The organism is Halomarina ordinaria, from assembly GCF_030553305.1.
GTDB classification, from domain to species: Archaea; Halobacteriota; Halobacteria; order Halobacteriales; family Haloarculaceae; genus Halomarina; species Halomarina ordinaria.
Genome location: NZ_JARRAH010000001.1, coordinates 2,534,076 through 2,556,432 on the forward strand (window position 1 = coordinate 2,534,076; position 22,357 = coordinate 2,556,432).

The 22,357-nt window shown below is 58.9% G+C and carries 17 protein-coding genes and 13 tRNA genes; 7 read left to right on the forward strand and 23 right to left on the reverse strand.

The window, feature by feature from the left end; translation table 11 throughout:
• Positions 1 to 72 precede the first annotated feature (72 nt).
• The 4 genes from P1Y20_RS13610 to P1Y20_RS13625 all read left to right on the forward strand — a co-directional run bounded on the left by P1Y20_RS13610 (position 73) and on the right by P1Y20_RS13625 (position 7,126).
• Positions 73 to 1,179, forward strand: coding sequence for a hypothetical protein (locus tag P1Y20_RS13610; RefSeq protein WP_304449209.1), 1,107 nt, complete (start codon positions 73 to 75; stop codon positions 1,177 to 1,179).
• Between the two features lie 29 nt (positions 1,180 to 1,208).
• Positions 1,209 to 2,435, forward strand: coding sequence for a DUF8128 domain-containing protein (locus P1Y20_RS13615; RefSeq protein ID WP_304449210.1), 1,227 nt, complete (start codon positions 1,209 to 1,211; stop codon positions 2,433 to 2,435).
• Positions 2,425 to 5,523: a TraM recognition domain-containing protein gene (locus tag P1Y20_RS13620; RefSeq protein WP_368662177.1), complete on the forward strand. Its 3,099-nt coding sequence runs from the start codon at positions 2,425 to 2,427 to the stop codon at positions 5,521 to 5,523. Before P1Y20_RS13615 ends, P1Y20_RS13620 begins: the two co-directional genes overlap by 11 nt.
• Before the next feature lie 349 nt (positions 5,524 to 5,872).
• The gene (locus P1Y20_RS13625; RefSeq protein WP_304449212.1) at positions 5,873 to 7,126 is read left to right on the forward strand and encodes a phage NrS-1 polymerase family protein; all 1,254 of its coding nucleotides are present in this window, start codon (positions 5,873 to 5,875) and stop codon (positions 7,124 to 7,126) included.
• A 251-nt stretch (positions 7,127 to 7,377) separates the two neighbouring features.
• Here P1Y20_RS13625 and P1Y20_RS13630 read toward each other — a convergent pair whose 3' ends face one another.
• Genes P1Y20_RS13630 through P1Y20_RS13645 form a run of 4 tightly spaced genes read right to left on the reverse strand, consistent with a single transcriptional unit; the run spans position 7,378 to position 9,541 of the window.
• On the reverse strand, positions 7,378 to 7,968 hold the full coding sequence (locus P1Y20_RS13630; protein WP_304449213.1) for a hypothetical protein: 591 nt from the start codon (positions 7,966 to 7,968) through the stop codon (positions 7,378 to 7,380).
• An 11-nt stretch (positions 7,969 to 7,979) separates the two neighbouring features.
• Positions 7,980 to 8,627 (reverse strand): TIR domain-containing protein, encoded by a 648-nt coding sequence (locus tag P1Y20_RS13635; RefSeq protein ID WP_304449214.1) that lies wholly within the window; start codon positions 8,625 to 8,627, stop codon positions 7,980 to 7,982.
• Positions 8,620 to 9,033 carry a hypothetical protein gene (locus P1Y20_RS13640; RefSeq protein ID WP_304449215.1) on the reverse strand — a complete coding sequence of 138 codons (414 nt, stop codon included), beginning with the start codon at positions 9,031 to 9,033 and terminating at the stop codon, positions 8,620 to 8,622. Before P1Y20_RS13640 ends, P1Y20_RS13635 begins: the two co-directional genes overlap by 8 nt.
• Before the next feature lie 22 nt (positions 9,034 to 9,055).
• A complete protein-coding gene (locus tag P1Y20_RS13645) occupies positions 9,056 to 9,541 on the reverse strand; it encodes a TIR domain-containing protein (RefSeq protein WP_304449216.1) in 486 nt (161 codons plus the stop codon).
• A 402-nt stretch (positions 9,542 to 9,943) separates the two neighbouring features.
• Between P1Y20_RS13645 and P1Y20_RS13650 the strand changes: the two genes are divergently transcribed.
• Entirely contained in the window at positions 9,944 to 10,819 is an 876-nt protein-coding gene (locus P1Y20_RS13650; protein ID WP_304449217.1) for a DUF8172 family protein, read from the forward strand.
• A gap of 685 nt (positions 10,820 to 11,504) precedes the next feature.
• On the opposite strand, the gene P1Y20_RS13655 is transcribed toward P1Y20_RS13650, so the two are convergent.
• The 16 genes from P1Y20_RS13655 to P1Y20_RS13730 all read right to left on the reverse strand — a co-directional run bounded on the left by P1Y20_RS13655 (position 11,505) and on the right by P1Y20_RS13730 (position 15,882).
• Positions 11,505 to 11,657 (reverse strand): hypothetical protein, encoded by a 153-nt coding sequence (locus tag P1Y20_RS13655; protein WP_304449218.1) that lies wholly within the window; start codon positions 11,655 to 11,657, stop codon positions 11,505 to 11,507.
• Between the two features lie 25 nt (positions 11,658 to 11,682).
• Positions 11,683 to 12,015 carry a hypothetical protein gene (locus tag P1Y20_RS13660; RefSeq protein ID WP_304449219.1) on the reverse strand — a complete coding sequence of 111 codons (333 nt, stop codon included), beginning with the start codon at positions 12,013 to 12,015 and terminating at the stop codon, positions 11,683 to 11,685.
• Positions 12,016 to 12,030: 15 nt separating this feature from the next.
• Positions 12,031 to 12,103, reverse strand: a tRNA-Gly gene (locus P1Y20_RS13665).
• A 27-nt stretch (positions 12,104 to 12,130) separates the two neighbouring features.
• On the reverse strand, positions 12,131 to 13,660 hold the full coding sequence (locus tag P1Y20_RS13670; RefSeq protein WP_304449220.1) for a TROVE domain-containing protein: 1,530 nt from the start codon (positions 13,658 to 13,660) through the stop codon (positions 12,131 to 12,133).
• A gap of 68 nt (positions 13,661 to 13,728) precedes the next feature.
• Positions 13,729 to 13,803, reverse strand: a tRNA-Arg gene (locus P1Y20_RS13675).
• Positions 13,804 to 14,288: 485 nt separating this feature from the next.
• A tRNA-Glu gene (locus P1Y20_RS13680) sits at positions 14,289 to 14,364 on the reverse strand.
• A gap of 27 nt (positions 14,365 to 14,391) precedes the next feature.
• Positions 14,392 to 14,465, reverse strand: a tRNA-Asn gene (locus P1Y20_RS13685).
• 6 nt (positions 14,466 to 14,471) lie between these two features.
• A tRNA-Lys gene (locus P1Y20_RS13690) sits at positions 14,472 to 14,544 on the reverse strand.
• 3 nt (positions 14,545 to 14,547) lie between these two features.
• Positions 14,548 to 14,620, reverse strand: a tRNA-Glu gene (locus P1Y20_RS13695).
• A gap of 35 nt (positions 14,621 to 14,655) precedes the next feature.
• Positions 14,656 to 14,780: transfer RNA gene (locus P1Y20_RS13700), tRNA-OTHER, on the reverse strand.
• Between the two features lie 79 nt (positions 14,781 to 14,859).
• Positions 14,860 to 14,942 (reverse strand) — tRNA-Leu (locus P1Y20_RS13705).
• 40 nt (positions 14,943 to 14,982) lie between these two features.
• A tRNA-Leu gene (locus P1Y20_RS13710) sits at positions 14,983 to 15,064 on the reverse strand.
• 84 nt (positions 15,065 to 15,148) lie between these two features.
• Positions 15,149 to 15,219 (reverse strand) — tRNA-Trp (locus P1Y20_RS13715).
• Positions 15,220 to 15,224: 5 nt separating this feature from the next.
• A tRNA-Ser gene (locus P1Y20_RS13720) sits at positions 15,225 to 15,309 on the reverse strand.
• A 173-nt stretch (positions 15,310 to 15,482) separates the two neighbouring features.
• Positions 15,483 to 15,555: transfer RNA gene (locus P1Y20_RS13725), tRNA-Pro, on the reverse strand.
• Positions 15,556 to 15,808: 253 nt separating this feature from the next.
• Positions 15,809 to 15,882 (reverse strand) — tRNA-Asp (locus P1Y20_RS13730).
• 746 nt (positions 15,883 to 16,628) lie between these two features.
• Between P1Y20_RS13730 and P1Y20_RS13735 the strand changes: the two genes are divergently transcribed.
• A complete protein-coding gene (locus tag P1Y20_RS13735) occupies positions 16,629 to 16,979 on the forward strand; it encodes a hypothetical protein (protein ID WP_304449221.1) in 351 nt (116 codons plus the stop codon).
• Between the two features lie 145 nt (positions 16,980 to 17,124).
• Here P1Y20_RS13735 and P1Y20_RS13740 read toward each other — a convergent pair whose 3' ends face one another.
• Positions 17,125 to 17,421, reverse strand: a complete 297-nt coding sequence (locus P1Y20_RS13740; RefSeq protein WP_304449222.1) for a hypothetical protein — start codon at positions 17,419 to 17,421, stop codon at positions 17,125 to 17,127.
• 873 nt (positions 17,422 to 18,294) lie between these two features.
• Between P1Y20_RS13740 and P1Y20_RS13745 the strand changes: the two genes are divergently transcribed.
• On the forward strand, positions 18,295 to 19,368 hold the full coding sequence (locus P1Y20_RS13745; protein ID WP_304449223.1) for a transcription initiation factor IIB: 1,074 nt from the start codon (positions 18,295 to 18,297) through the stop codon (positions 19,366 to 19,368).
• A gap of 411 nt (positions 19,369 to 19,779) precedes the next feature.
• On the opposite strand, the gene P1Y20_RS13750 is transcribed toward P1Y20_RS13745, so the two are convergent.
• Positions 19,780 to 21,225 carry an IS701 family transposase gene (locus P1Y20_RS13750; RefSeq protein ID WP_304449224.1) on the reverse strand — a complete coding sequence of 482 codons (1,446 nt, stop codon included), beginning with the start codon at positions 21,223 to 21,225 and terminating at the stop codon, positions 19,780 to 19,782.
• A gap of 289 nt (positions 21,226 to 21,514) precedes the next feature.
• Complete coding sequence (locus P1Y20_RS13755) at positions 21,515 to 22,312, reverse strand: hypothetical protein (protein WP_304449225.1); 798 nt, start codon at positions 22,310 to 22,312, stop codon at positions 21,515 to 21,517.
• Positions 22,313 to 22,357: the final 45 nt, after the last annotated feature.

Here is a 22,357-nt window from a genome sequence, read left to right on the forward strand (position 1 = left end):
CTCTTCGATACGGTTCCCGACGGTGACCGTCGCGGCATGAGAACCAATACAGCTCGCACGACATGTCCCCACATGGACCCCGACGAGTACACGCCCATCCGGGAGACGCGGCGGACAGCGGATGTCCGTCCGCCTCTTCCTCTGGGATTTGATCTTCCAGCGGTGATGGAGGAGGTACTTGGACGGGAAAGCGCCACCTGTGAAGCCTGTCAGGAAACAGTCCATCACCCCACGGGTGGTGATCTGAAAGATAGCGAGCCGTTCGTCCTTCGAGAAATCGTCGAGAACGTGTACACTATCGAGAACCAAGTTCTACTTTGTCACTCGTGTGCGAATCGACCGACTGACGCGTGGAAGGCCGACGTCTGCGCCAAGCGAGTTCGTGAGCGCAACCATCCGCCTACGTGGCGTGATTATGTTGCGTACTGGCTGTCGGATCCGACCGCGACGTCGCTCTTCGCCCGTCGTATGGCCGGATGTCTCGTCGGACTAGTCGTACTCATTGCCCTCGTCGCCTCCGTAGCCGGCGTCGTCGGAGCTCTCAGCGCTACCGTCGCTACCGGCTGGGCTTGGGCTCGCGTAGTCGTCACGACTGCCAGTGAAGTCTCTTCCACATTTGTTGCCCACCCGTGGATTGTCGGTGGCCTCGTCGGTGTCGGGTATACCACCCATGCGGTCGAGCGCATCCGATACGATCCGCGCGGGTACTGCTCCCGTGAGCGCCGTCCGTGGGTAGTTCTCCTTCTTGCAGGTGTAACTGCAGGCATCGGTGCACTCGGCCTTCTATCCCTTTCGACAGGCCTGCTTCCAGCAACACCGCTTGCGCAGCTATTCACGGCAATTGTCTGGCTACTCGGCGCTGCTGGTGTCGCTTGGTATGTCGACCTCGCGATTCGTCACGACCTCGCTATCGGCATCTGGCGACCTGCTCGCGGATGGTGGATGATTACTGGTCGAGTTGGACTATTGCCCGGTCTGTTAACCATCGTCGCTGGCATCCCGTTCCCCAGCGTCGTCGCTCCGACTACGACAGGAATTCTCGCTGCGATTCCTGCTAGCGTCGCGCTCGCATTCGTGGGATTGCGGCTGCCATACGACTCCCAGGCCCGCGATGCTGTCCTCAACGTCCTCCCCGAATGGATGCTCACCGTTCTCACCGATGACCGTCGCCGAGACTAGCACGCCAACCACGAACGACCCTTCCGACAATGTTCCCGACCACCACGACAGCAAGGCCAACTAGCACCGATCTCACACCAGACCTCATCGAACGCGTCCACGAGGCGGCCGACAGTGAGTCTCTGATCCGTATTCGACCCTATCCCGAGACCGACGGCATTGCAGCAGGACCGCGATTCCTCCGTGGCTTCCATACCGCTCCCGCCGGGTCGCTCCATCGAGGAGACGCACCGGTCTACGCGGCTGAAATCTGGTTCACCGATGGGAAGCTCCAGTTCTATCTTCGGGCACCTGATCCGCAGGACGCGATTGCTCTCGTCAACGCACACTACCCCAACAGTGACACACAGCAGGTTACCGGCACTGGGTTTCCGGACGTCTCCCGGGAGCAGTCCGTCGCTGGCTGCCACCTCGAGCTCCGACAAGACGCAACGTATCCAATCAAGCATCTCGACTCTCGTCCGCCACTCGATGACGACCCGTACCGAACGATCCTCTCCCGCCTCATCGGCGGTGACGACGAGACGACCGTCCTTCAGACCGTGTTTATGCCAGTCGCCCAGACGTGGACACGGCGAGGGCTGCTCGGTCGGGTCGGAGGCGGCGACGTTACTCACATCGCAAAAGCCCGTCGGCAGGGTACCGTCGAAGGGTATCTACACCCCCAAGTGTTCCAGTCGAAACGCGACACCCAGGCCGCCGACGATATCGTGGCTCAACTGGGTCGCCCGGCGTTCGCGACGACGATCCGTGTCGTGACCATTGCACCGAACGCTTCGACAGCCGAGCACCGACTCAGCCGCGTTGCCGACGCGGTCACCGCACTTGATCACGAGCACACCAACCAGGGGTTCATCCCTCGATACGCATCTGCATCCCATCTCCCGGCCGTCCTCGAGGCCACCGCGATGCGTGCTCTCACTCCCAACAGCTGGTTCAAACGTGCGCTGTGGGGACGGATGAACGCCCTCACATTACGTGAGCTCGCTGGACTCGTCCATCTTCCCAACGAGGCTGTCGAGAATCCGACTGTGGACTGGTCACAGACAGCCGCTGGGGTCGGCGTCCCCGCTGATGTTCCCGCATTCTCCACACCGACATCCGCCGCTGGAGGTGTTCGATCTGACGACCAGACGCGGGCTGACGACCATGGTTCCAAACGGGAATCGACTGACAATCGCGCGTTCAAGCAATCCGTTCCCAGTCGAAACTCCGGTGCGGATGAGATCGGGCAGGGAGACGATGATGGTGTTTGAACGGCTCTTCGGAAATGACGAATCCACCGAACCGGAGACAGAACCAGCAGACGCAGCTCAGGCGGAGGGCGAGGCCGCGATCTCCGAACTCGAATCCATGGAAGCGGATTCGATCTCCGGTCCAGATGCATCTCTCCACTCACGATTGGGAGAGTCGTACGATGTCTCAGTCACCGATACGGCCTCCGTCGGTGGGAAACCCATCATCACCGACACAGCGACTGAGGGCGTCGTCGCTGGCTCCTACGTTCGGGACATGTTCGAGGCAGGTGCCGAGACCGCTCAGGCTCCCCTCTGGATCGGCTATGACGAGGACGCACACCGCGGGTTCCGCGAGGCTCCCCTCCGCTTCGAATCGCTCTTCCGCCACCTCTGGATCACGGGCACCACTGGGTACGGCAAGACCACTGCGTTGCTCAACATGATGGTCCAGTGGGCGTATGCTGGCTACGGATTCGTCTACGTCGACCCGAAGGCCCGTGACTCCCGTGAACTCCTCCGGATGCTCCCCGAGCACCGCCTCGATGACGTCGTCTGGATCGAACCCGGATCGGTCGAACATGACCGCACGGTCGGACTCAACTTCCTCGAACTCCCCGACTGCGATACCACGACAGAGCGTGAGAACGAGATCGAGAATCGCATCGAGAACCTGAAAGCGATCTTCGACACGGACGAGTACTGGGGCGTGAACATGGAGTCGATTACCGAGTCGATGGCGCGCGCCATGATGCAGTCCGACCGGCCGTTCTCGGTGATCGACATGTACTTCACGCTGTTGAACGCCGAGCGCCGCGAAGAGTTCGCTCTCGACGTCGACGACCCCTACGTGCGTGAGTTCTGTCTCGAAATCGCCCAGATGGACGACGAGACAGTGCGGCCGCTACTCAAGCGCATCAAGTCGTGGGTCGAGAACGCAGTCATTCGGCGAATCATCGCCCACCGCGAGAGCACGATCGACTTCCGCGACATCGTCGCCAACGACCGGATTGTCATCGTCTCGACGCCCGTCGAGAATACGGACATCAAGAAGATGGTCACGCTAGGCGTGATGCGGAACCTCTGGAGCGCCATCCAGCACCGATCCTATGGACAGGATGCCGAGCCCGACCCGTACTTCGTCCTCTGTGATGAGTTCGACGACATTGCGAGCGAGAACCTCGACATCGAATCGATGCTCGCCCGTGCCCGGTCGATGCGCCTCTCGGTCACTCTGGCGTCCCAGTACCCGTCGCAGTTCGACAAAGACACCCTCAAGTCGATGCAGAATAACTGCGACACTCTTCTCTCCTTCTCAGTAAACGACGTCGAGGACGCACGACTTCTGATGAAACGGTTTCAGGGCTATACGGCCGAGGACCTCATCTCGACTGATCAGTACCAGGCCTGGACGAAGCTCCCACTGGGTGGAGGCCAATACTCCGATCCCGTCCTGATTCGTTCGTTCCCACCCTATCCACCGCTCCGATCGGCCGATGCCGTCGACGACATTATCGAACAGAGTCTCGCTCGGTACGGGACTGATCCCTTGACCGATGCAGAGATTCTACAGAACCTCCTCTACAGCGACTCGAACGACGCCGCTAATCCAGAGAAGGTGCTGGCCGAGACGATGGCGGAAGCCATCCGTGCAGTCCAGCTCCGGGAGGGTGTCCGCGAGGAAAACGGCTGGGTGGAAACCACCGCTGTCGACGACGAACTACTGCAGCGTCTCGATCGTGACGACAGGGCCCATCTCGACATCGAGGTCGACCCCGTCGACCTGCTGGACGTCCGTGACACCTCCCGGTTGATCGAGGTCGACCTGGACGTGGAGGCCGACATCGTCGTGGCGCGGCTGTCTGAGGACGGCGAGGATGCAATCCGGCCCGAGACGGGGACTGTCCGGGCAGCTGGTGGGGCGGAACACGACGCCTTACTCACCGACACCGAACGTGCCCTCACCGAACGCGGGTTCAGCGTCAGCATTCTTGAGCAGGATGGGAGTGCACAGCCGGACGCAACGGCGACTCACCCCGCGTTCGAGACCACGTTCACCATCGAAGCCGAAACGACGACACCCGACCGGCCCGTGAAGGTTCTCCGGAACCTCACACGGGCTCGCGAGGCAGGTCGAACGCCGATCTTCGCCGTCCGGCCAGGAGATACGACAGCCCAGACGGCGGCCCGGGTCGAGAACATTTGTTCGCCACCCATTCGAGAGATGGCCGACGGTACCGAGCGATTCTACACCTGCGATGAGCGCCTGACGTTCGGTGGCGGCGCGACGACCCGTGGGGGTGTAACGGCTGTTCGGCCACGGGAAGGGGACTCGAACCGAACGGTCTGGATGCACGATGATGACGAGTACGTCCTCTCGGACGGTGAGACAGAATTCGCTCGCATCCCGGCAGGCAGCCAACTCTCCAAAGACGCCCTCCCGGCGACGTACAGCTACGACCGAGAGACTGGGAAGTATACAGTGTACGAGCCAGGTGAAACCCACTACTACGACTCGAAAGCGGAGTTCCAGGATGCGTGGGTCCCGGTGAAGCGTCCATTCATCCCCGATGACGAACTGCCGGACGGAACGGTGGCCCGGGACGCCTTCGTCGTCGTAGTTGTCCCTGCAGACGGACAACCGTTGGTCTACCAGAGCGGTCGCACATACGCCCTGTCGGACTGCCTCGATGATGGATCACTCTGGCCGGCGTCCAAGACAGGTGGAGACGTCCCCGTTGTGGACTCGGCTGCGGGCGACGGTCGTCTCGGTGCTGAAACACCTCCCCCGGTGGCTGCCGATCCGTCGGTGGACCTCGACGCGCATAGCAATGCCGTCGAAGCGTTCGCCGCCATGTACGTTCGGGAAGCCCCGGACGCGATGGTCTCGGAAGACCGTCTCTTTGAGTCGTACTCTCACTGGCTCGCCCAGCATGACCTCGACGGGACGACTGACAAAGGGTGGTTCACCCGGAAGCTGGGGAAGGTCGTCGACTTCGAGACCGAACGTGCGCGCCAGGATGGGGACCGAGTCCAATTCTACACGGGAATCACCCTGACGCCAGACAGCAAGATGCTCCTCGACTCAGACAACCAACCAGATTCATGACACAGTTCGACCCCCGAGTTTCCAGTGCCGACGGGCAGCAGAAGCGAGCGTGTCCAACCTCGGATTCGTGCCCCGCTCGGGCCACGAATGCTGGCCTCCCCGCCAGTGTCCAGCCAGAGTGTCCAACCAGCGCATTTGACCAACGATGGGTGTCCATCCAGAACCGCGGTACGGCGTGCCTGTCCAACCAGACGCCTCGTCACAACCAACTAGTAAAGACTGAACTGAGGTCTCGAAAGACAGGGGGGCCTAGGGGCTGGCTGCAGCGACCGGGGTACTACCCATCATATCAGAATGAGTATATCATTTTGGGAACGCCGATTGCGGACCGCTGGCAGGGGTGGAACGAATGACTGCCAAATGCTCAATAGACATCGATGCGATTCCAGCAGCGCTCCGGCAGCGCGACCAGTGGGTGTGCTGGCGAGCCGAAGAACGGGATGGCAAACAGACGAAGGTTCCGGTGACACCCGAGAAGAAATCGTTCGCATCGGCCACCGACCCGGACACGTGGACTGCGTTCGACGCAGCACGCGGCGACGTCGCAGCTGGGAATGCCGACGGCGTCGGGTTCGTCTTTACCGACGACGACCCAATCGTCGGCGTCGACCTCGACGACTGCCGCGACCCAGAGACCGGCGACGTCGACGACACCGCACGGGATATTATCGAACGGCTTGATTCCTACACGGAGATTTCGCCGTCCGGAACCGGCTACCATGTGCTGGTCACCGGTGACCTTCCTGACGGCCGGAATCGACGGGGGAGCGTCGAGCTGTACGACACGGCCCGGTTCTTCACCGTCACCGGCGACCACGTCGACGTCACTCCCAGACGCGTTGCTCGTCGGCAGGATGCCCTCAAGGCAATTCATCGCGAGTACATCCAGGAAACCGAGTCAGACAAAACGTCCGAGGCAGACCGTCTCGATCCTGTGGCCGAGGACGCGTCTGAACCGGCAGTCGATGTCGATCTCGAAGACGAGGAACTCTTACAGAAAGCGCGGAACGCCTCGAACGGAAAGAAATTCGAACGTCTCTGGTCGGGGGATACCACCGGATACGACAGCCATTCGGAGGCCGACATGGCGCTGTGTTATCTCCTGGCGTTCTGGACTGGCGGCGATCGGATGCGGATAGAGCGGCTATTCCGCCAATCGGGACTCCATCGCGAGAAGTGGGATGATGTCCATTACGCCGATGGATCGACGTACGGCGAAAAGACAATCGAGCGAGCGATTGCGAACACGTCGGAGTTCTACGACCCGGACGCCGGCAACGAGTCCACACATACGTCCACCAATACAGCCGAGTCATCTGTCGATGCCACCCGTGACGAATCAGGTCGGAGTCGTACGTACCTGACTGAGAAAAATCGGTTATTGACTGAACGCGTCGACGAACTCGAGGCGACGCTCGAACAGAAAACCGAGCGGATTGGTACCCTCGAAGCAGAGATCAAACGACTCAACGCTGAGCTGGCCGCCCGTGACCGAGAGGCGGAACATACCCAGGAGGAGCAATCCACTACTACGAGTGAGAACGAGGTTGATTCAGAGGTACCATCTGTATGGAGGCGATTATTCGGAAGTCATTCCAAGTAACGGTGTGACCTCAATGGAGCGTCATTCACCCCGATAGGGGGTGACGGGGTTATCGAACTGTTCCGAGCCAAAGTCTGCAATCTGAGTGACAGCGCGACCGAGACCGCGATATTGATCACCACCCAGCCGAGGCCGACACAGCGACACCGCGGTGAAGTTCTACGAGGATGTTGTACGGTTAATTGACCCAGAGGTGCTAGCCTACAGTCCCGTATCTGAGGAATGAGTCCAACCAGAAGCGATTGTAGCAGTCAGTCCTTCTCGTACATATATAACGCCAGTCCGATGCCAATACTGGCAACGACCAGACCGAAGAACATCTCTCGCGTCTCGAAGGTTATCGAGTAGAGATCGAGCTGGTAGACGAACACTGGAGCGAAGAACGCAACCGCACAAGGAGTGAGAACGAGATACCGGTCGACGGTCTGGTTGTATCGGATAATGTCCTTGAGTGAGGTAGCATTGCTGTTCCTCATATTGATGTAGAGTCGGCTGACGACTGCAGCGAGGGCCAGTGATTGGGCAGCAACCATGTCACCAGTTATACTCGATACGAACCACTCCAGCGAGTACCCAATCACCACTGCACCGATGGCGTTCACCATGAACTCGACGTGAGCCGTGTCCCGCTGGCTCGACATGGGGATACCCGATCCCATCTGGGTCCATATTCGCACGAGGACTGCGTAGAAGAAGAGCGTCATCGCTTGGTCAATGAAGTAGTAGCTGAACCCTGAAACTACGAAGGCGATTAGAATGAGGATGATAGAGGCAGAGAAGATCCACCCGTCATCGGAGATATTCTCTAACGATTTTCTAAATTGCTCACCACGTGTGGTCATTTGAAGCTGTCTCACCGGAACTGGTTTCGGCGAAGTGCATCACCGACTTCCTGCGCTGCTTTACCCAGTAACAAAATCCCGCCAATAACCAGTCCACTCTCCACCAGCTGCTCTCCAAGCCCCTTTTTATCCGGCTTATGGTCTAGCGTATCCCGTTTGCCGGCTGGAATCTCCGAGATACTCTCGATAGCCTCCTCAACCCACTCGGACATGTTCTGCTTCCCATTGTCCTCCTTCCACTGATACGTCGGGAAGATTCTCGATAGAGCGACCTCACCAGACCTGGTATCGATGTAGTAGTGGTCCAACGGATTTTCGCCCCAAGACCCACGCTTACCTTGTCTGTTCTTTAGAGAATCGATACGGATACCGAGAAGCGCGTTCCCACGCTCGATGCTCTTCTCTATCTCGTACTGGACGAACTCCCGTTCGGCGGTCTTTTCACCGATGAGGATGGCTGTGACGGATGTATGCTGGAGTTGTCGGTCAATCCATCTCCGAATCGCCTTCTTCGTCTTCAGCTTCACCTCTTCCTGTTCGGCTGCGTCGAAGAACCCGGCGGCTTCACGGTCCGGGTGAGTGACCCAACTATTCCGGACCTGGTTTGCCCTCCAGACGTCGCGCTGGAAGTGGTAACTGAAGAAAACTCGTCTAGCCAAGAGCAGCACCTCCGTTCGTATAGATCGTCACGACACTGAATCCGATGAGGAGCAATGCAATCACACCGTAGAAGAGAACAAGTGTCGTTGAAAACATCATCGGGATAAACCCGTCTATGTCGTTTTCGAACCGGGATGCATCGAGGTCGAACAGGTGTTCGTCCGACTCTGGTCGTGCCTGACGGACCCAGTTGTAGAGTTCTCGGTATTTGCACTCCTGCCGGAGGTAGTACGCGTCGAGACCCCAGAATCCGATAAGTGGGAGCACGGCTCCGAATAGTTGGAAGTTGCTGGTTCGGAAGAGCAGCGCCACGACGACCAACGTGACGGTCCATCCCTTGATTTTGAAGGAGTTCGATGCCTGCCGGTCGATGATGTTCTGAATCATCTCGAACTCCTGGTACATGTGCTCGCGGGGGATCGGTTCGTCATCGTCCGGCAATGTTAGCAGCCTCCTCTACCCAGTCGCCGAAGTTGTCGTAGCCTCTGTCCAGCACCCAGTCGTAGGTGTAGTAGGCGTCCGAGTACCGCCGTCCTGTGTCGGAAAACTGGTGCTGAGTTAGTGGATTAATTCCTCGCGTGTCTCGGAGTCCATTCTTGCCCTTGATGTTGTCGATGTAGATACCGACGATTCCGTTCCCTTTCTTGACGCTCTCTACAATTTCGTAGTTCACCCACCGTCGTTCCGATGTCTCTTTCCCGATGAGTACTGCCGTTACTGACGTCCCTTTCAGTTGGTTGTCTATCCACCGTCGGATTGCAGCGTTACCTTGCCGCTCAATCTCCTCCCAATCGCTCCCCTCAATGAATCCCGCAGACTTGCGGTCTGGCTGGGTAAGCCAGCTATTTCGTACCTGTCCTGCTCGCCACGCGTCTCGTTTGAAATGAAAGCTGAAAAAGACTGTCCTGACCATCTATTCCCCTCCTAGGCGTTTGTTCATGGGGCCACATTTCTCCACGGAAACAAGAATATTAGCAATCAGGAGTGAAAGTAGAAATGAGTCTTGGTAGGCGACCTCCACAGTCTACTGTCCGCGGTTCTCGCTGTTCGCTATTGGTCACGGTCGCCTCAACACATCCATTCTCTGCCACGCTAGAAAGTACGAGGATTTACGCTAATTTGGCTCTGTTGAAATCCTTCAGAACTGACAGTGGGGAGAGCGACTCTCCCGACCGGTTTTCGCGTATCCGATGCGAAACGAACTTCTCAGCAAACCGCAAGACGGCAAGAGGGTTTCAACAAAGCCGGATTATCATTAATCTCCTGCCCAACAAACTGGGTTAATAAGCACCGACAAGTAGTACTACGTACGCAGATGGGCCACGTCTACTACCACCATCCCGGTGACAAGCAGTTCTCTCTTGACTTCGTGCATCCGGACCCTGCCGAAGTCGTCTCGCAGATCGTCGGCTACGACAACGACGTCGCGGTGAAGGTCCAGTCCTACGATATCGATGAAACGTTCTACGTCGTCTACATGTCTCGCGTCGGTGGTGGCCCCGTTCGTGAGATCGACTTCGATCTCAAAGCGTCACTCGCAAAGATGAGCGACGACAACAGCACCATCGTCGTCCGGCTGCTCGAGATCTACCGCGCCCTCATCGCTCAGAACGAAGAAGAAGAAGGCGTCCCTGTCGAGGCATACAAGAAGATTGACGTCGACGCGCTACCGGACGTGCTTGATCGGACGTCCTGGGAGGGCTCAGCAACAGCCGTTGCAGGTCGGCTTGCCTCGAACCTGATTCTGAAACACGCACTTCCGAACGCCAACCACCGGACTGCTGTCGCACTGGTCCAGTTCTACCTCCGACGTCTGAACCCGGACTTCTCGATGCCGGAAACGTCCGTCGAAATCGATCCAGAATCGTACGACTGGCGGGAGTGGGTGAACGAGTACATCAACGAGTCGAAGCGGCTGCTGACCGTTCGACGGAAGAACGTCCTCTTCAAGCATCTGTACCGCTTCGGCGCGAGAACGCTTGAGCGGAAACACGCAGTCGAAATCGACCTGACTGCATACGAGCTGGATATGTACCCGAGTGAGGCGAAGATCGTCTACGCGGAGCAGCACGAAGACCTCTGGATCGAGTTCGTCGAGGAGGCCGTCGAACGCGCAGGCTATCCGGAGCTGAAGGAAACGCCGGGGCTATCGAAAGCAGAGTTCGCTGAAAAGATTCGGAACCTCGACTAAGCGGCTCTGTTAGTCTTGGAGCGTGGCGACTGTTCGGCCCGTTTCCTCGGCCTCTTCGCTGCGCGACATATTGTACGTCGCGAGCGCTTCGTCAACCGCCTCATCAAGACTCATTGGTCAACCTAGTTTTGACTCTTCCAGCGTATAAACGCTTGGATGGCCAAGAAGAGACGCTAAGAAATCGAAATCAAGCTTCACGGTCTCTGAAGTGCAAATTTCACCCACTATTTGCTTCGAGAGTTACTTCGTGAGATGGGAGTCTGCATGATGCAATCGGAAGGACTTGGCGTGGAACCGTTGATATAGAGAAATATCACACCGTATCAGCATGATTTGGTAGCATGAGCGCCAGACGCTTGCTTATTCCAGGTTTTCATTAGCGCTGGTCATCCAGAATTCTGGATCCGGAAGAGACACACCTCAATCGATTTGTTGTGAGAGACCACCAAACCCTAGAGACGCACCCCTATCGACTTGTTATCGGTGCCGAGAGAGCTAGACCGCTGCAGCACCCTCGCCCCTATCGATTTGTTCCGTATCGATTCGGTCCCTCTCTACCCAGTTAACCAACAAAAGCTGTTGTTCAACAGTCCCGTTGGTTAAGGAAGATCGTACTAATATCGACCTCTATAGTGCGATGTTCAGAATGATCCACTATTGGTCCCCCCACAGCGGTTTGCCTGAGTTACTCTTCGATTCCGCGAACATCGATATTCCGCCATTCGAGGTTGCGATCCTCGAATGCGTCTTTCACCTTCTCAGGGTCAACGTCGTCGCTAAACTCGTGCTCATTCCACTGCCCACCGCCAACGCCCTTGTTGTGGTCGATGGTGTGCACAAAGCCGCTAATTTCTATAGAGATGTCACAGTCCGATCGATTCGAGACCAGGGACATCGGCCAGCCGTGCCCTCACCTCGGTATCGGTTATCCTTGTAGTCCAGTGAAGGGTGACACCGACCGTGATGATCGTTGCCGAAAGCTGCGGCTCGATACCCTGCAACTCGTCAACCGTGACGTCAGCGACACCTTCGGCCCGCAAGAGGCGCTCCGTGGCATCGGTAACCAGGTCGCTGTTCGTTCCACATGGTATGCGGATTGTGACGACAGCGGTCGTAATCGATTCGGGGTCGTTGTCACTGGTGGTTGCCATGATGTCACCTCTCTCAAGGAGCGTCGCACGGGCTGTCTGATCCACGAGCTGCGCTCCGAGTGTGCGAGGGACGATTCGAACGCCCGTTTCGGTCGTGGCACGACCGCGTGATACCGAGCTACACTACTCGCACTCGACGAAGAAAGATGAGAGGGCAACGCTATGCAGGCTCGAATGCGCCAATCTCATCGATGACCTGCATCGGGTTCTCGGCGTATTCGATGAACGAGAGCACGTTCTCCGACCAGCCGGAGATGTTGTAGACGTTCTCGTACCCCTCCGGGGTTACGAGATCGCCGTAGGCCGCGAGGTCGACCAGGTACAGCGCGGTGTCCGGCGTGACCTCGTCCCGATAGGCGTCGAATGCCGCCTTGACCGTCTGGGTATCGCGCGCCATGAACAGCGTGCTGTCCCAGATCTGCATGTCAGTGAAGACCACGATTCGCTCGACGGGGTCGCCTCGGTCGCGAAGGTACTCTAATGCCTTCCAGCCGTTCGTCGAATTCCCGACGTCCTCGTCGATACCCAGGACCGCTTCTTGGCGTTGCAGTACTGGCGTGTCCACGTGCATCGGAACGGTCTGGAAGTCGTCACCGAACCCACCGACCCGCGCACCCTGCTCGGCCAGGATCGCACCGAACAACGCACCGATTTCCTTCAGGCGGAGCGTGCTGCTCCGAGACAGCGCCATGTCCATCGACCCTGAGAGGTCCACGGCGACGAACGTGTCTCCAAGTCCGTCAGGCACCGTCTCGACAGCGAAGTCGATTGCGTTCTCCAGCCACCGCTCAACTGCTGGTGCCTGGACGTCAGCAGTCTGGAGCGCGGTGTACGCCTGGTAGTACCGGAATGGATACAGCGGCGCGTGTCGGACTGCCTCCAAGTCGAGGTGATTCACGACAGTGTCCTCCGGAACGCCGGCTTCGAGCATGTTCCGGAGGTTCCGGATCGACGCGAAGATGGGCAGCGTGTACTCGTCGTCCTCGATGAGCAGTTCCCAGGCGTCTTGGGTGTTGCCGCGCTCGGAGATAACCGTCTCCCACGTGTTCGGCGACGGCAGTGGTTCGACGTCGGGATAGTCGTCAAGGTCGCCGCGCATGAACCGCTCGAACAGCACCTCCTGATCGGCGTCGACCGGCTTCGGGTGGACGCGATTGAACACGTCGTGCAGCGTCACCTCGCGCCGCGACAGCTCGTACTTGCCCAGGGTGTAGGCGTCCGCCATCGAGACGAGCGCGTCTTCGATGCCGCGTCGAAGCGGCCACGGGGCAGTCCCGCCGAACAGCTGGTCGTGGATCGCGAGCACGGTCGCCGTCTCGTCCATCCGCTGGATGATCGCCGGTGCCCACTCGCGGATGAGTGACTCGGGGGAATCGTCCTTGAACCGGTCGTCGTTGGCTGCCAGCACGAGCAGGACCTGTGGGATGTCCCGCAGGTAGAGTTCCTGGCGCGCGTACGCGGCGAGCTTCAGGACGAACTCCGGGTCCTCATCTGCCGCCGCGTCGAACTGTCGAACGACAGCAGCGAGTTGCTCGTCATCGGTCTCGTAGAACGAGCCCTCTAGCAGCTGGTTGATCGTGCGCTTGTACAGTGCGAGTCGAGGGTCGGCAGGCTCGAACGCCTCCCCACCTTCGTAGTTGGTGGTTCGCGTCGCCTCCGCGACCGTTTGCTTTGGCTTGTTGAATTCCATACTATCACTCGGAGCCGCAACAGGCGACTCCGATACCGGTGCTGCTCACCCGTGGTGCGAGCAGCGAACGTCCCCGGCACGATTCGAACGTGCGACACCCGGCTTCGGAGGCCGGTGCTCTGTCCTGGCTGAGCTACGGGGACACAGACGTGGCCGGAAAACTGCTGGAGCCTGGACAGCGTGCAGCCAGATTACACTACGGTGGACGAACGGATTCCACCGCCGGGATTCGAACCCGGACTTCCGGCTCCTGAGGCGAAGTATGGCTCCACCTCGACGGCCACGGAATGAGTGACGGCGACCGGAACACTGTCGGAGCGGGATCCGGTGTCGAGAGCACCCACGTGCTCTCTTTGTCCGGGATGTTCTCGATGGTCTGGTGGCCACCGACAGGATTTGAACCTGCGAGTTCCTGGCGAAGCAACGCTCCGAATCGACGGTCGCCACGGGTGGTCGAGAAACTGACGGCGCGACGGGCTATGACTCCCGGTGTGGGCCTTGCGGGCGAAGAAACGCACCGTCTCGCCGACCACCCACTGTTGGGAACTGACAGTAGATGCGTCACCGATCTGCGTCGCTACCTTGACAGTACAACGCAGAATCGCCGCTGTCCACTGCCAGTCCCGAGTGCTCCCGAGGGGAATCGAACCCCCGACCTCCAGCTTGAAAGGCTGGCGTCCCTCGCCAACGGGGACTCCAGGAGCATGACTGCATGGAACAGTGGGTCCGAGCGCCTGGGGAAGGACTCGAACCTCCCGCAACCGGGGTAACAGCCCGGCACCCCCACCTAGGGGGTCTCCCAGGCACCGAGAGGGCCCGACGGGATTCGAACCCGCTATCCTGCGGTTAAAAGCCGCTCGCCTGTCCTCATAGGCTCCGGGCCCACATGCTCCAGCCCGGATTCGAACCGGGGGCTCGGCCGTGAGAGGGCCGTGAGTTTGGCCGCTACTCCACTGGAGCAGGGGTGGCCTCGCCCGCGAAGGGTCATCGGCCAGTGGGACGGGCAGGATTCGAACCTGCGTGTTCTCTTTAAAGGTGAGACGAAGGAACTCTCACCGTCGCACCGGGTCTCCGGTGAAAACTCGGCAAGAGTGTGAATGCCTGGCTCTTCCACCGTCCCGCAGTCTCCCCGGCACGACTCGAACGTGCGTCTCCTCTTCTACAGAGAGGTGTCGTCGCCGCTAGACCACGGGGAGGAGTGTCGCCGCGAGGATTCGAACCTCGGAAGGACCTACGCCAGCGGGTCTGAGCCGCTTCCCGTTGACCACTTGGGTACGGCGACACAGAATGCAGAGCATCGTCTGCCGGTACAGTAACCGGCATGCCACCACCAGAATTCGAACCTGGGAAGGACTAACCACACGGCCCTCGACCGTGTCCGTTTGACCACTCTGGCATGGCGGCACAGTCAATTCCGCGAGCGGGATTCAGTCTCGTGAATCCCTACGGCGCGGGGTCGTACGCCCGCCGCCGTTGGCTACCGCGGAGTGGGGACGGACTGATTCGAACAGCCATCTCCTGCTCTGGAGGCAGGCGTCGTACCATTGGACCACATCCCCTGTCACGGCGGGAGAGTGATTTGAACACTCGTGCCTCGCGGACGCCGCGCTTCCAACGCGGTCCCTTGGCCAAGCTAGGGAAACCCCGCCACGCGGTGAGACGGAGAGTCGAACTCCGAAGCCTCTCGGCTCTCGGTTTCAAACCGAGCGCGGTCGCCTATCCGCGTGTCTCACCACGCCGTGTCCCGGAGTCGAACCGGGAACCCGTTGCCGGGGCTGGCGTAGCAGGCCAGTGGGGTCACCGTTCCCCAGACACGGCACACTGAGCCGACGAGGATTCGAACCTCGGTCCTGTACACCCAAGGCACAGATCGTCGTCCGCTGGACTATCGGCTCACATGGACTGCCGAGCGTTCGGCAGTTGATTATCTATCTGTACAACTGATTCCGACTGCGCAACCGCGACCAAGCAGTCGCGATTGCACGTCTCATCACGGGGGCGTACTTCGGGGAATCCCGGGAATACCACACCGGACCATGTAGGTTGCAGACCCTGCTGGACCCGTCACCGCCGGAACGACCTGATGATCGCGCCGGCGGCGTGTGCCTACCTCGATGAGTATCCCCACGTGGCCACGCCACGCGTCCACGCCGACGCCGGGATTCGAACCCGGATCACGGCCGTGACAGGACCGTATGATCGCCGAATTACAACACGTCGGCATGCAGTCGCCCCGGCCGGAATCGAACCGGTGACCTCCGGATTCAAAGTCCGGCGTCCCTCGCCAGCGGAGACTCCGGGGCTCGACGTAGCCGCAGCTAACGCTGCGGGAATGCGTACTAGCGACTCGTAGTGCGGTCAGCGCGCACAGAGCCGCCCGTCCGTCCTATTGTCAGGGACGAACGCAGACCAAACTGCCGCGAGCCTCATCCAGTCCACTCGCTTGGCGCTGGGAAGCAGAGGGGCTCCTGGATGAAGGCAGGCGACAATCCCGTGTTCCCCAGCCCCGGACGGGTAGTCCGCGTGGGAGCCGAGTTATGCGGGTGAGAGTGTCCGGAGATCGCCGGAGCGCGTCGCACTCTTGTGTTCGACGGCGACGCACGTCCAGCGATTCTTGTCCGGGCTCTCCGCACGCTGATCTTGTAGATAGTCGCTGAACACGCGAGCCGCGGCTAAGCGAGAACGAGCAAGCCGCGGTTTGAGGTGCGTGTTCATCATCGTGCGGAATTCTCCAACTTCGGATTTCGTGTCGGACGTCACTTACAGGTCAGCGTGGCAGCTGTATTAACTGTAGCTAGGGTATGATACCCACAGTCACGATTTGATGGCTCAATCCCGTTTTCACAGTACTCTGTCGTAACCACCGTGCTGGACGCATCCCCGTAGTAATCCCCTATCAGCAGCCGCGTAGACCGTGTGCTAAACCAGCGACCCAGAGTATTTCTACTTGCGTACGAAACGGCGGAATATGCAACTCACCCGGATCCAAGCCCGCGCAGTATCCATGCTCCGCGATGCAGCCACCGATACTGGACGGTTCCTTCTCTTTCTGGGCATCCTTTCGGCTGCCCTCCTCTGTAGCCTCGTGCTTGCCGTCTTGGGCTACGGTGTCTTCTTTGTGACCGGTGGCACTGAACCACTCTTCACTGCGTTTTCTGCTGGCAGCCGCAGCGCCGTCGCTCTACTTAACTCCTTCACTGAAGCCCAGTCCTCGTTCTATCTCATGAGCCTGTACAGCGCGCTCTTCATGGGCGCGTTCGCCTACTGGGTCTACCAGAAGACGCTCTCCAGTCTTGGACGTCTTCGCAGGTGGGCGTGAACAGCTGTCGGCGGTACAGGGGCGAATCCAGCCTCAAGAGGCGATGTATTGCAATCCGGCTTTATCGGTGTTTGTAAACCTCGAGCGGAGCAGCTGAAAGTGGGTCGACCGCCAGACGATCGTACTAATCGGCTTGACAGCGGCCTCAGTGGCGAGGTGTGTCCGTGACCGCGACCAGTTCATCGATAAACGCGGCGAGGATCTGTTCAGGATTCTGAGCCGGGTCTTCGGGTGACTCCTTCCAGAATTCGACGTCGAACTCTCGTGTAGCCGTTGCCTGCCCCTCTGTGGCGATGACCATGAGAATCGATTGCCGATAGATCACGATAGTTCGATGTTCATCGACATCGAGATGTTCGATCTCAGCGGTCGCAAGCGCTTCGAGAAGATCCACTGACTCGGTCAACGTGCAATGTTGCACCGGCTCGTCCTCGCCCGCCATAGCAGTCGATACCACCCCTCTGTACAAGTATACCCGGACACCCAGTGCCGTTCTCTTCTGTGAAAGCACGGGAAACGATGGAGGCGAGCGTGATACGGTCGGCCGACTGAAATATTAACCAACGTCGCCATTCTCTCCCGGCAATTGTTGGTTAAGTCGGTCTCGCCATCCGTACTGGTATTCAAGTCTTCAACCGATACCGCGACGCGTACGACCAGCGAAAGCCCTCGGCCGCTCGGCATCCCGCGACCCACGCTGCGCTCCTCGTTTCACTCGGTGCTAGCGGGGTCGGGGGACGGCCGAGACGGTCTCGCCCTTTCTGAGTCCACCAGGGCATCTGCTGGGTCACTGAGCGTCGAGCCCGGTTGAACAGGTGGTTCGACACGGCCCGCCCCGCTCGCCGCTGCTGCCCTCCGCTTCGCTCGCGACCGACCATTCCGGGCTGTCGCGGTCTCGTTCCTCCGTCACTCGACCACGTTCCGGGCTAAAGTGAATCTGGTCTCGACGCCAGCATTAAGCGCGTTTTCGGTTGCGCCCCTCGCGGGCTTTCGCGTTCCAGCGCTTTGGGCCGTTCCGCGCGGCGAGTCACACCACGACTCGCCGTGCTCACGACCGTCGCCCTGGACACGGACCCGCAGTCCGGGCCGGACACGAGAAACGGCTTAAAGCTGGACGCTCGCTCCGGGCGGGTCGGCGCGCGGTGCTGGTTGGGTGGCCTCCCTATGGCGCGCTCTCGCTCGCGCCCACAGGGCGCTCGCGAAGGCGCGAGCGAGAGCGCGCAGACGAGTCTGTCGGTCGTGGTCGCCGAGAAACCCGCGATGGTGGAGCATCGCGGTGTCGGGCGCGTGAGCGCCTTCAGGAGTTGGAACTCCAATGTCAAATACGAGCTTTGTGCGGTATGAATCTTCGGTCGAACAGGCATCCGAGAACAGCGAGGCGTCCGAGGAGTCGGTCATCGAGGACGAGCCAGCCCAGGCGTCGACGTGCGTCGAGTGCGATGGCCGGGTGATCACTGCCGATAATGAGTCGTTCTGTGCGGACTGTGGCCTCATCGTTTCAGCGGAGCACGTCGATCACCGACCGACGCGAGGCGTGCACGGGCCCTCCGACGGGAGCGGTCCCTCGGAGTGGAGCTGTGAGTCGATCAACCCGTTGCGGGTCGACAAGGGGCTTCATACGACGTTCTTCCTCGGCAGTGACGGATACGGAAACTCACTGTCGAGCGAGCAGATGGACAAATACGAGCGGCTGCGTCAACGGCATAAGCGCTTCCAGGTCGAGGACAAGCGCGCGATTCGGCTCAACGAGGGCTTCCGTGACATCGAGTCGATCACCGGGAATCTAGCACTTCCTGGGTTCGTGGCCGAGGACGCGGGGTTGTTCCTGAAGCAAGCGGCCGACGCGCGCCTTCCCGGTGGGCGGATGTCCTGGGAGGCGCTCGCTGGCGGGGCGGTGCTGCTCGCAGCGAACCAAGCCGGCTTCCCCCGGTCGTGTGACGAGGTCGTGCAGTACACGAAGTCCCCGTACGAGCGAGTGAGCGCGGCAGCGCGGAAGCTGCGGTGTGAGCTCGGCTTGGACGTTCCCCCAGCACGAGAGGGGGTCATCGACGATGTGCTCATTGCGCTCGACGATGCCCTCGACGTTCAGACGTGTCTGGAGTTGCGGGAACTCGGTGATCACCTCCTGGAGATCGCCGACGACGAGCCGGTTGGGCCGGGGACATCGCGCCTGACGATGGGGGCGGCGGCCGTCTACGCGGCGGATCGGCTCACTGACGGAAAGGTCGTGACTCAGGCGCAGGTGGCTGAGGCGGCGAGCACCGTCGTCGATACCTCGAAAAGTCGAGTGAGCCGATACTCGCAGACGCTGCACGACGCCTACGAGGACAGGCACGGAAGCGATGATCCGAGCGCAGTCCTCGAACGCGGCCGCATCCGACTGCGGTAACGGGCTCTCGAACCCCTCTTTTTCTCGTGACCACCGCCCGGTAACACCCCACCTCCCCACCCTCCGCTGCTGGCTTCCCTCCGGTCAGCCGGCAGCCACAACCTCATTGACAACACCTGAATGAACGCTGTATCTCAGCTTAGATTAGACTAAAACGAGGAGAGTGTCATAGCTGTACTTCCGAGGTTTAACGCCACAGTGTACGGTGAGCGCCCAGATTCTACAGGTTGAGCTGATTGAGAGAGAAGGAACTGCGAAATCAGTGGTGACTGGGAGTGGTATCTGAGAACGGATCAGAGTGTGGTCGCGCCCACGCGTGTACGTGGACATGCTATCGTGGAATTTTGGCGGGAGAGAGGAACCAAGAGAGCGCTGCCGCTCCAGCGGCAGGCGCTCTCGTCGAGGGGGTAGCTACCACGGGGAGTAGCTCTGAAGCATATACTCCGCTAACTCCTCTGCTCGGTCTCGATCACACCCCTTGTCTTCCATCAGCCCTTGAATCGCTGATTCTCGAACGATCTGGCCGATCACGTCCTCAAATGACGAGAAGTCCGAGTGATTTGCACCGGTCTCAAGCCGCCGCCGTACCACGAATGCATGGGCTAACATCACCACCGCGAGGTGGTGATGAACGCCTTTCCAGGTTCGCCCCTGATACTCGTCAGCGCCGAGGTTCTGCTTGATGTCTCTGTGGAACTGCTCTACGCACCAGCGGAGTTGTGCCCAGGACACTAATTCCTCCAGAGATGCTTCATCAACGCCCCAGCACATCCATGCTCTGAGTTCCTTGTTTTCTCCGTCTTCGTCATTGCTTTGCTCGTTCTTCAGGAGCAACCAGCCTGTTTCATCGCTCACCCACCCAGTATCCCGTCGTTTCACCTCTCGAACTCGTGTTCGATAGAACTCACCGGAGAGGAGTTCTTTGGTTCCTTCATTCCACGTGATCTCAGTCCAGGCGTCGTCGCCGAGTGCCTCGGCGACTTCCGCTGGCGTCTCCGACATCACGTCTTCAGGATGAGCAGCGTGCTTCCGATTGGGATGTGCGTCTGGCTGGATAAGGTCGGTGTCCTCAGGCACAACCCGGAACTCCGTTGGCGAGACTTCCAAGACGTATGGCTCAGAAATCGCCCGGAGTTTCCGTCTGAAACTCCGGGCTTCACCGAAGAATCTGTCAGAAACGACACAGCCGTGTTCGATCTCGGTTGAAACTACCTGTTCAATGAGTTCCAGGGCTAGCTCGGGTTTAGACTGGTGTTCAATGTCAGCAGGGACAGCTGTGTCTTTCCGCAGTTGGGCGTAGCGTTCCCGTTCGTGCTGGTTCTCGTAGTCTGCTTCGTCGTCGTCAGTCCACTTTTCGGACAGGAACAACCGCATCCCTAGTGGCCAGGTAAGTTGATCAGCATTCTGCCGCTCGCCAGGTCTGGCGAGCGTGCAGTTGACCGTCACTTGGCAGTTATCAAGTTTGCCAGTCACCCCACACCACTGACGAGCGACGCCGACACTGTCCTGTCCGGTCTTCGGGATGCCCATGCCATCGACGATCAGCGCAGCTTCGTGGCCTTGAATCGCTTCGGGAACGCGTTCCCGAAGCTCAGCCTCGACGTGTTCGTGTTCCCATGGACTCTCACGGACAAACCGTTCGAGCCGTTCCTGATCGGTGTGCATTTTCTTGGCGATGTCGGTGATGGTGTTGGGACTTCCGGGGCGCAGGAGGCCCCGGAAGTACCGGCCTGCGTTCAGCCATGTCCGTTCGTTCTTCGGCCACGTCGATCCATCTGCCCGAGTTGTGAATGCTGTCCGGTAGTCACTGAGAAACTGTAGTCCTTCGGCTTGGCTACGTGTCGCTTTGTTCGTCATACCTCCACAGAGGCGTTCTCTGACCGAAAATTAACTGCCGAAGCTAAACCTCGGAAGTACAGATAGAACAGTTCACACACCCCGACGGGCCGTCCGACGAGCGGTAAGTACAGGGGACCGACGTAACGAAGGATTCTATTAATTACTTATTAACTGATAATAGAAGTATGCAAAATACAGGACGCATATACAAACGAATCTACCTACGGCGGGAAAACCATGGACCTAGCAATTGAACTGACGTCCGAAAGGTATGATCGAAGGTAGCTCCACACGCTGGCTTAGAAGATTACTGGAAGAGTTCCTTGAACTCGTCAGAATCCTTGACGGTTTCTAGCGGCTTTCGCTCTAATCTGTTGAGGACTTGGTTGATGACAGGGTGTTCGTATTTCCATCGGGTTTCGGTCCAGAGGACGTCACATTCGCAGCTAATAGCTTGTGACCAAATTACCGCGTCCCGGTAATCGCCAGGTTCGGGTTCGTGGTGGGTTTCGGAGATGTAAATCATCGACATTCCAAATATATATCGCTTGAGAGGTATATCGGCGTCATCAAGTATCGCCATGCCATCTGACTGCTGTTTCGCGTATTCAGCGAAGATTCCGATTTTCTTGAGTGCGACACTCTGCGGCACGTCATCCGGGATTTCCATGCGGCCCTCTGGGTCCAGGGTTTCTAACCGGCGCGTTCCATTGATGAATTCCGTCATGACAGAAGATGCCGGTTCAGCATCGAAGTGTGCATCCCTGAATAATGCTTGCAGCGTTTCAACGCTGTTCATCCCCTGTGTGGCGTGCAGGCAGTACTGGTACCACGTTTTATCGATAGTGGCAAGCACAAGCGGTTGGTCCGAACGGCGGTATTCACCAACGAGGTCGTGATTAAAGGGGCCAAGATATTCATCGGTGAACTCGTCGATGATGGGGGCCAATTCATCTTGGTGATCGCGCCGTACCAGATCTAAAAAGTTGCCGTGACTGAAGACGATTTCCAGATCCTGGTCATCGTAGAGACGGTGGAAGTCCTCGAAAAACCTCTCGTGCTCTTTGAGATCAATCCAGACCTTGGTATCCAGCAGCACTCGCATTTTTGTTGATTAATAACAACGGCGTCGCCATCATTCTTCAATATT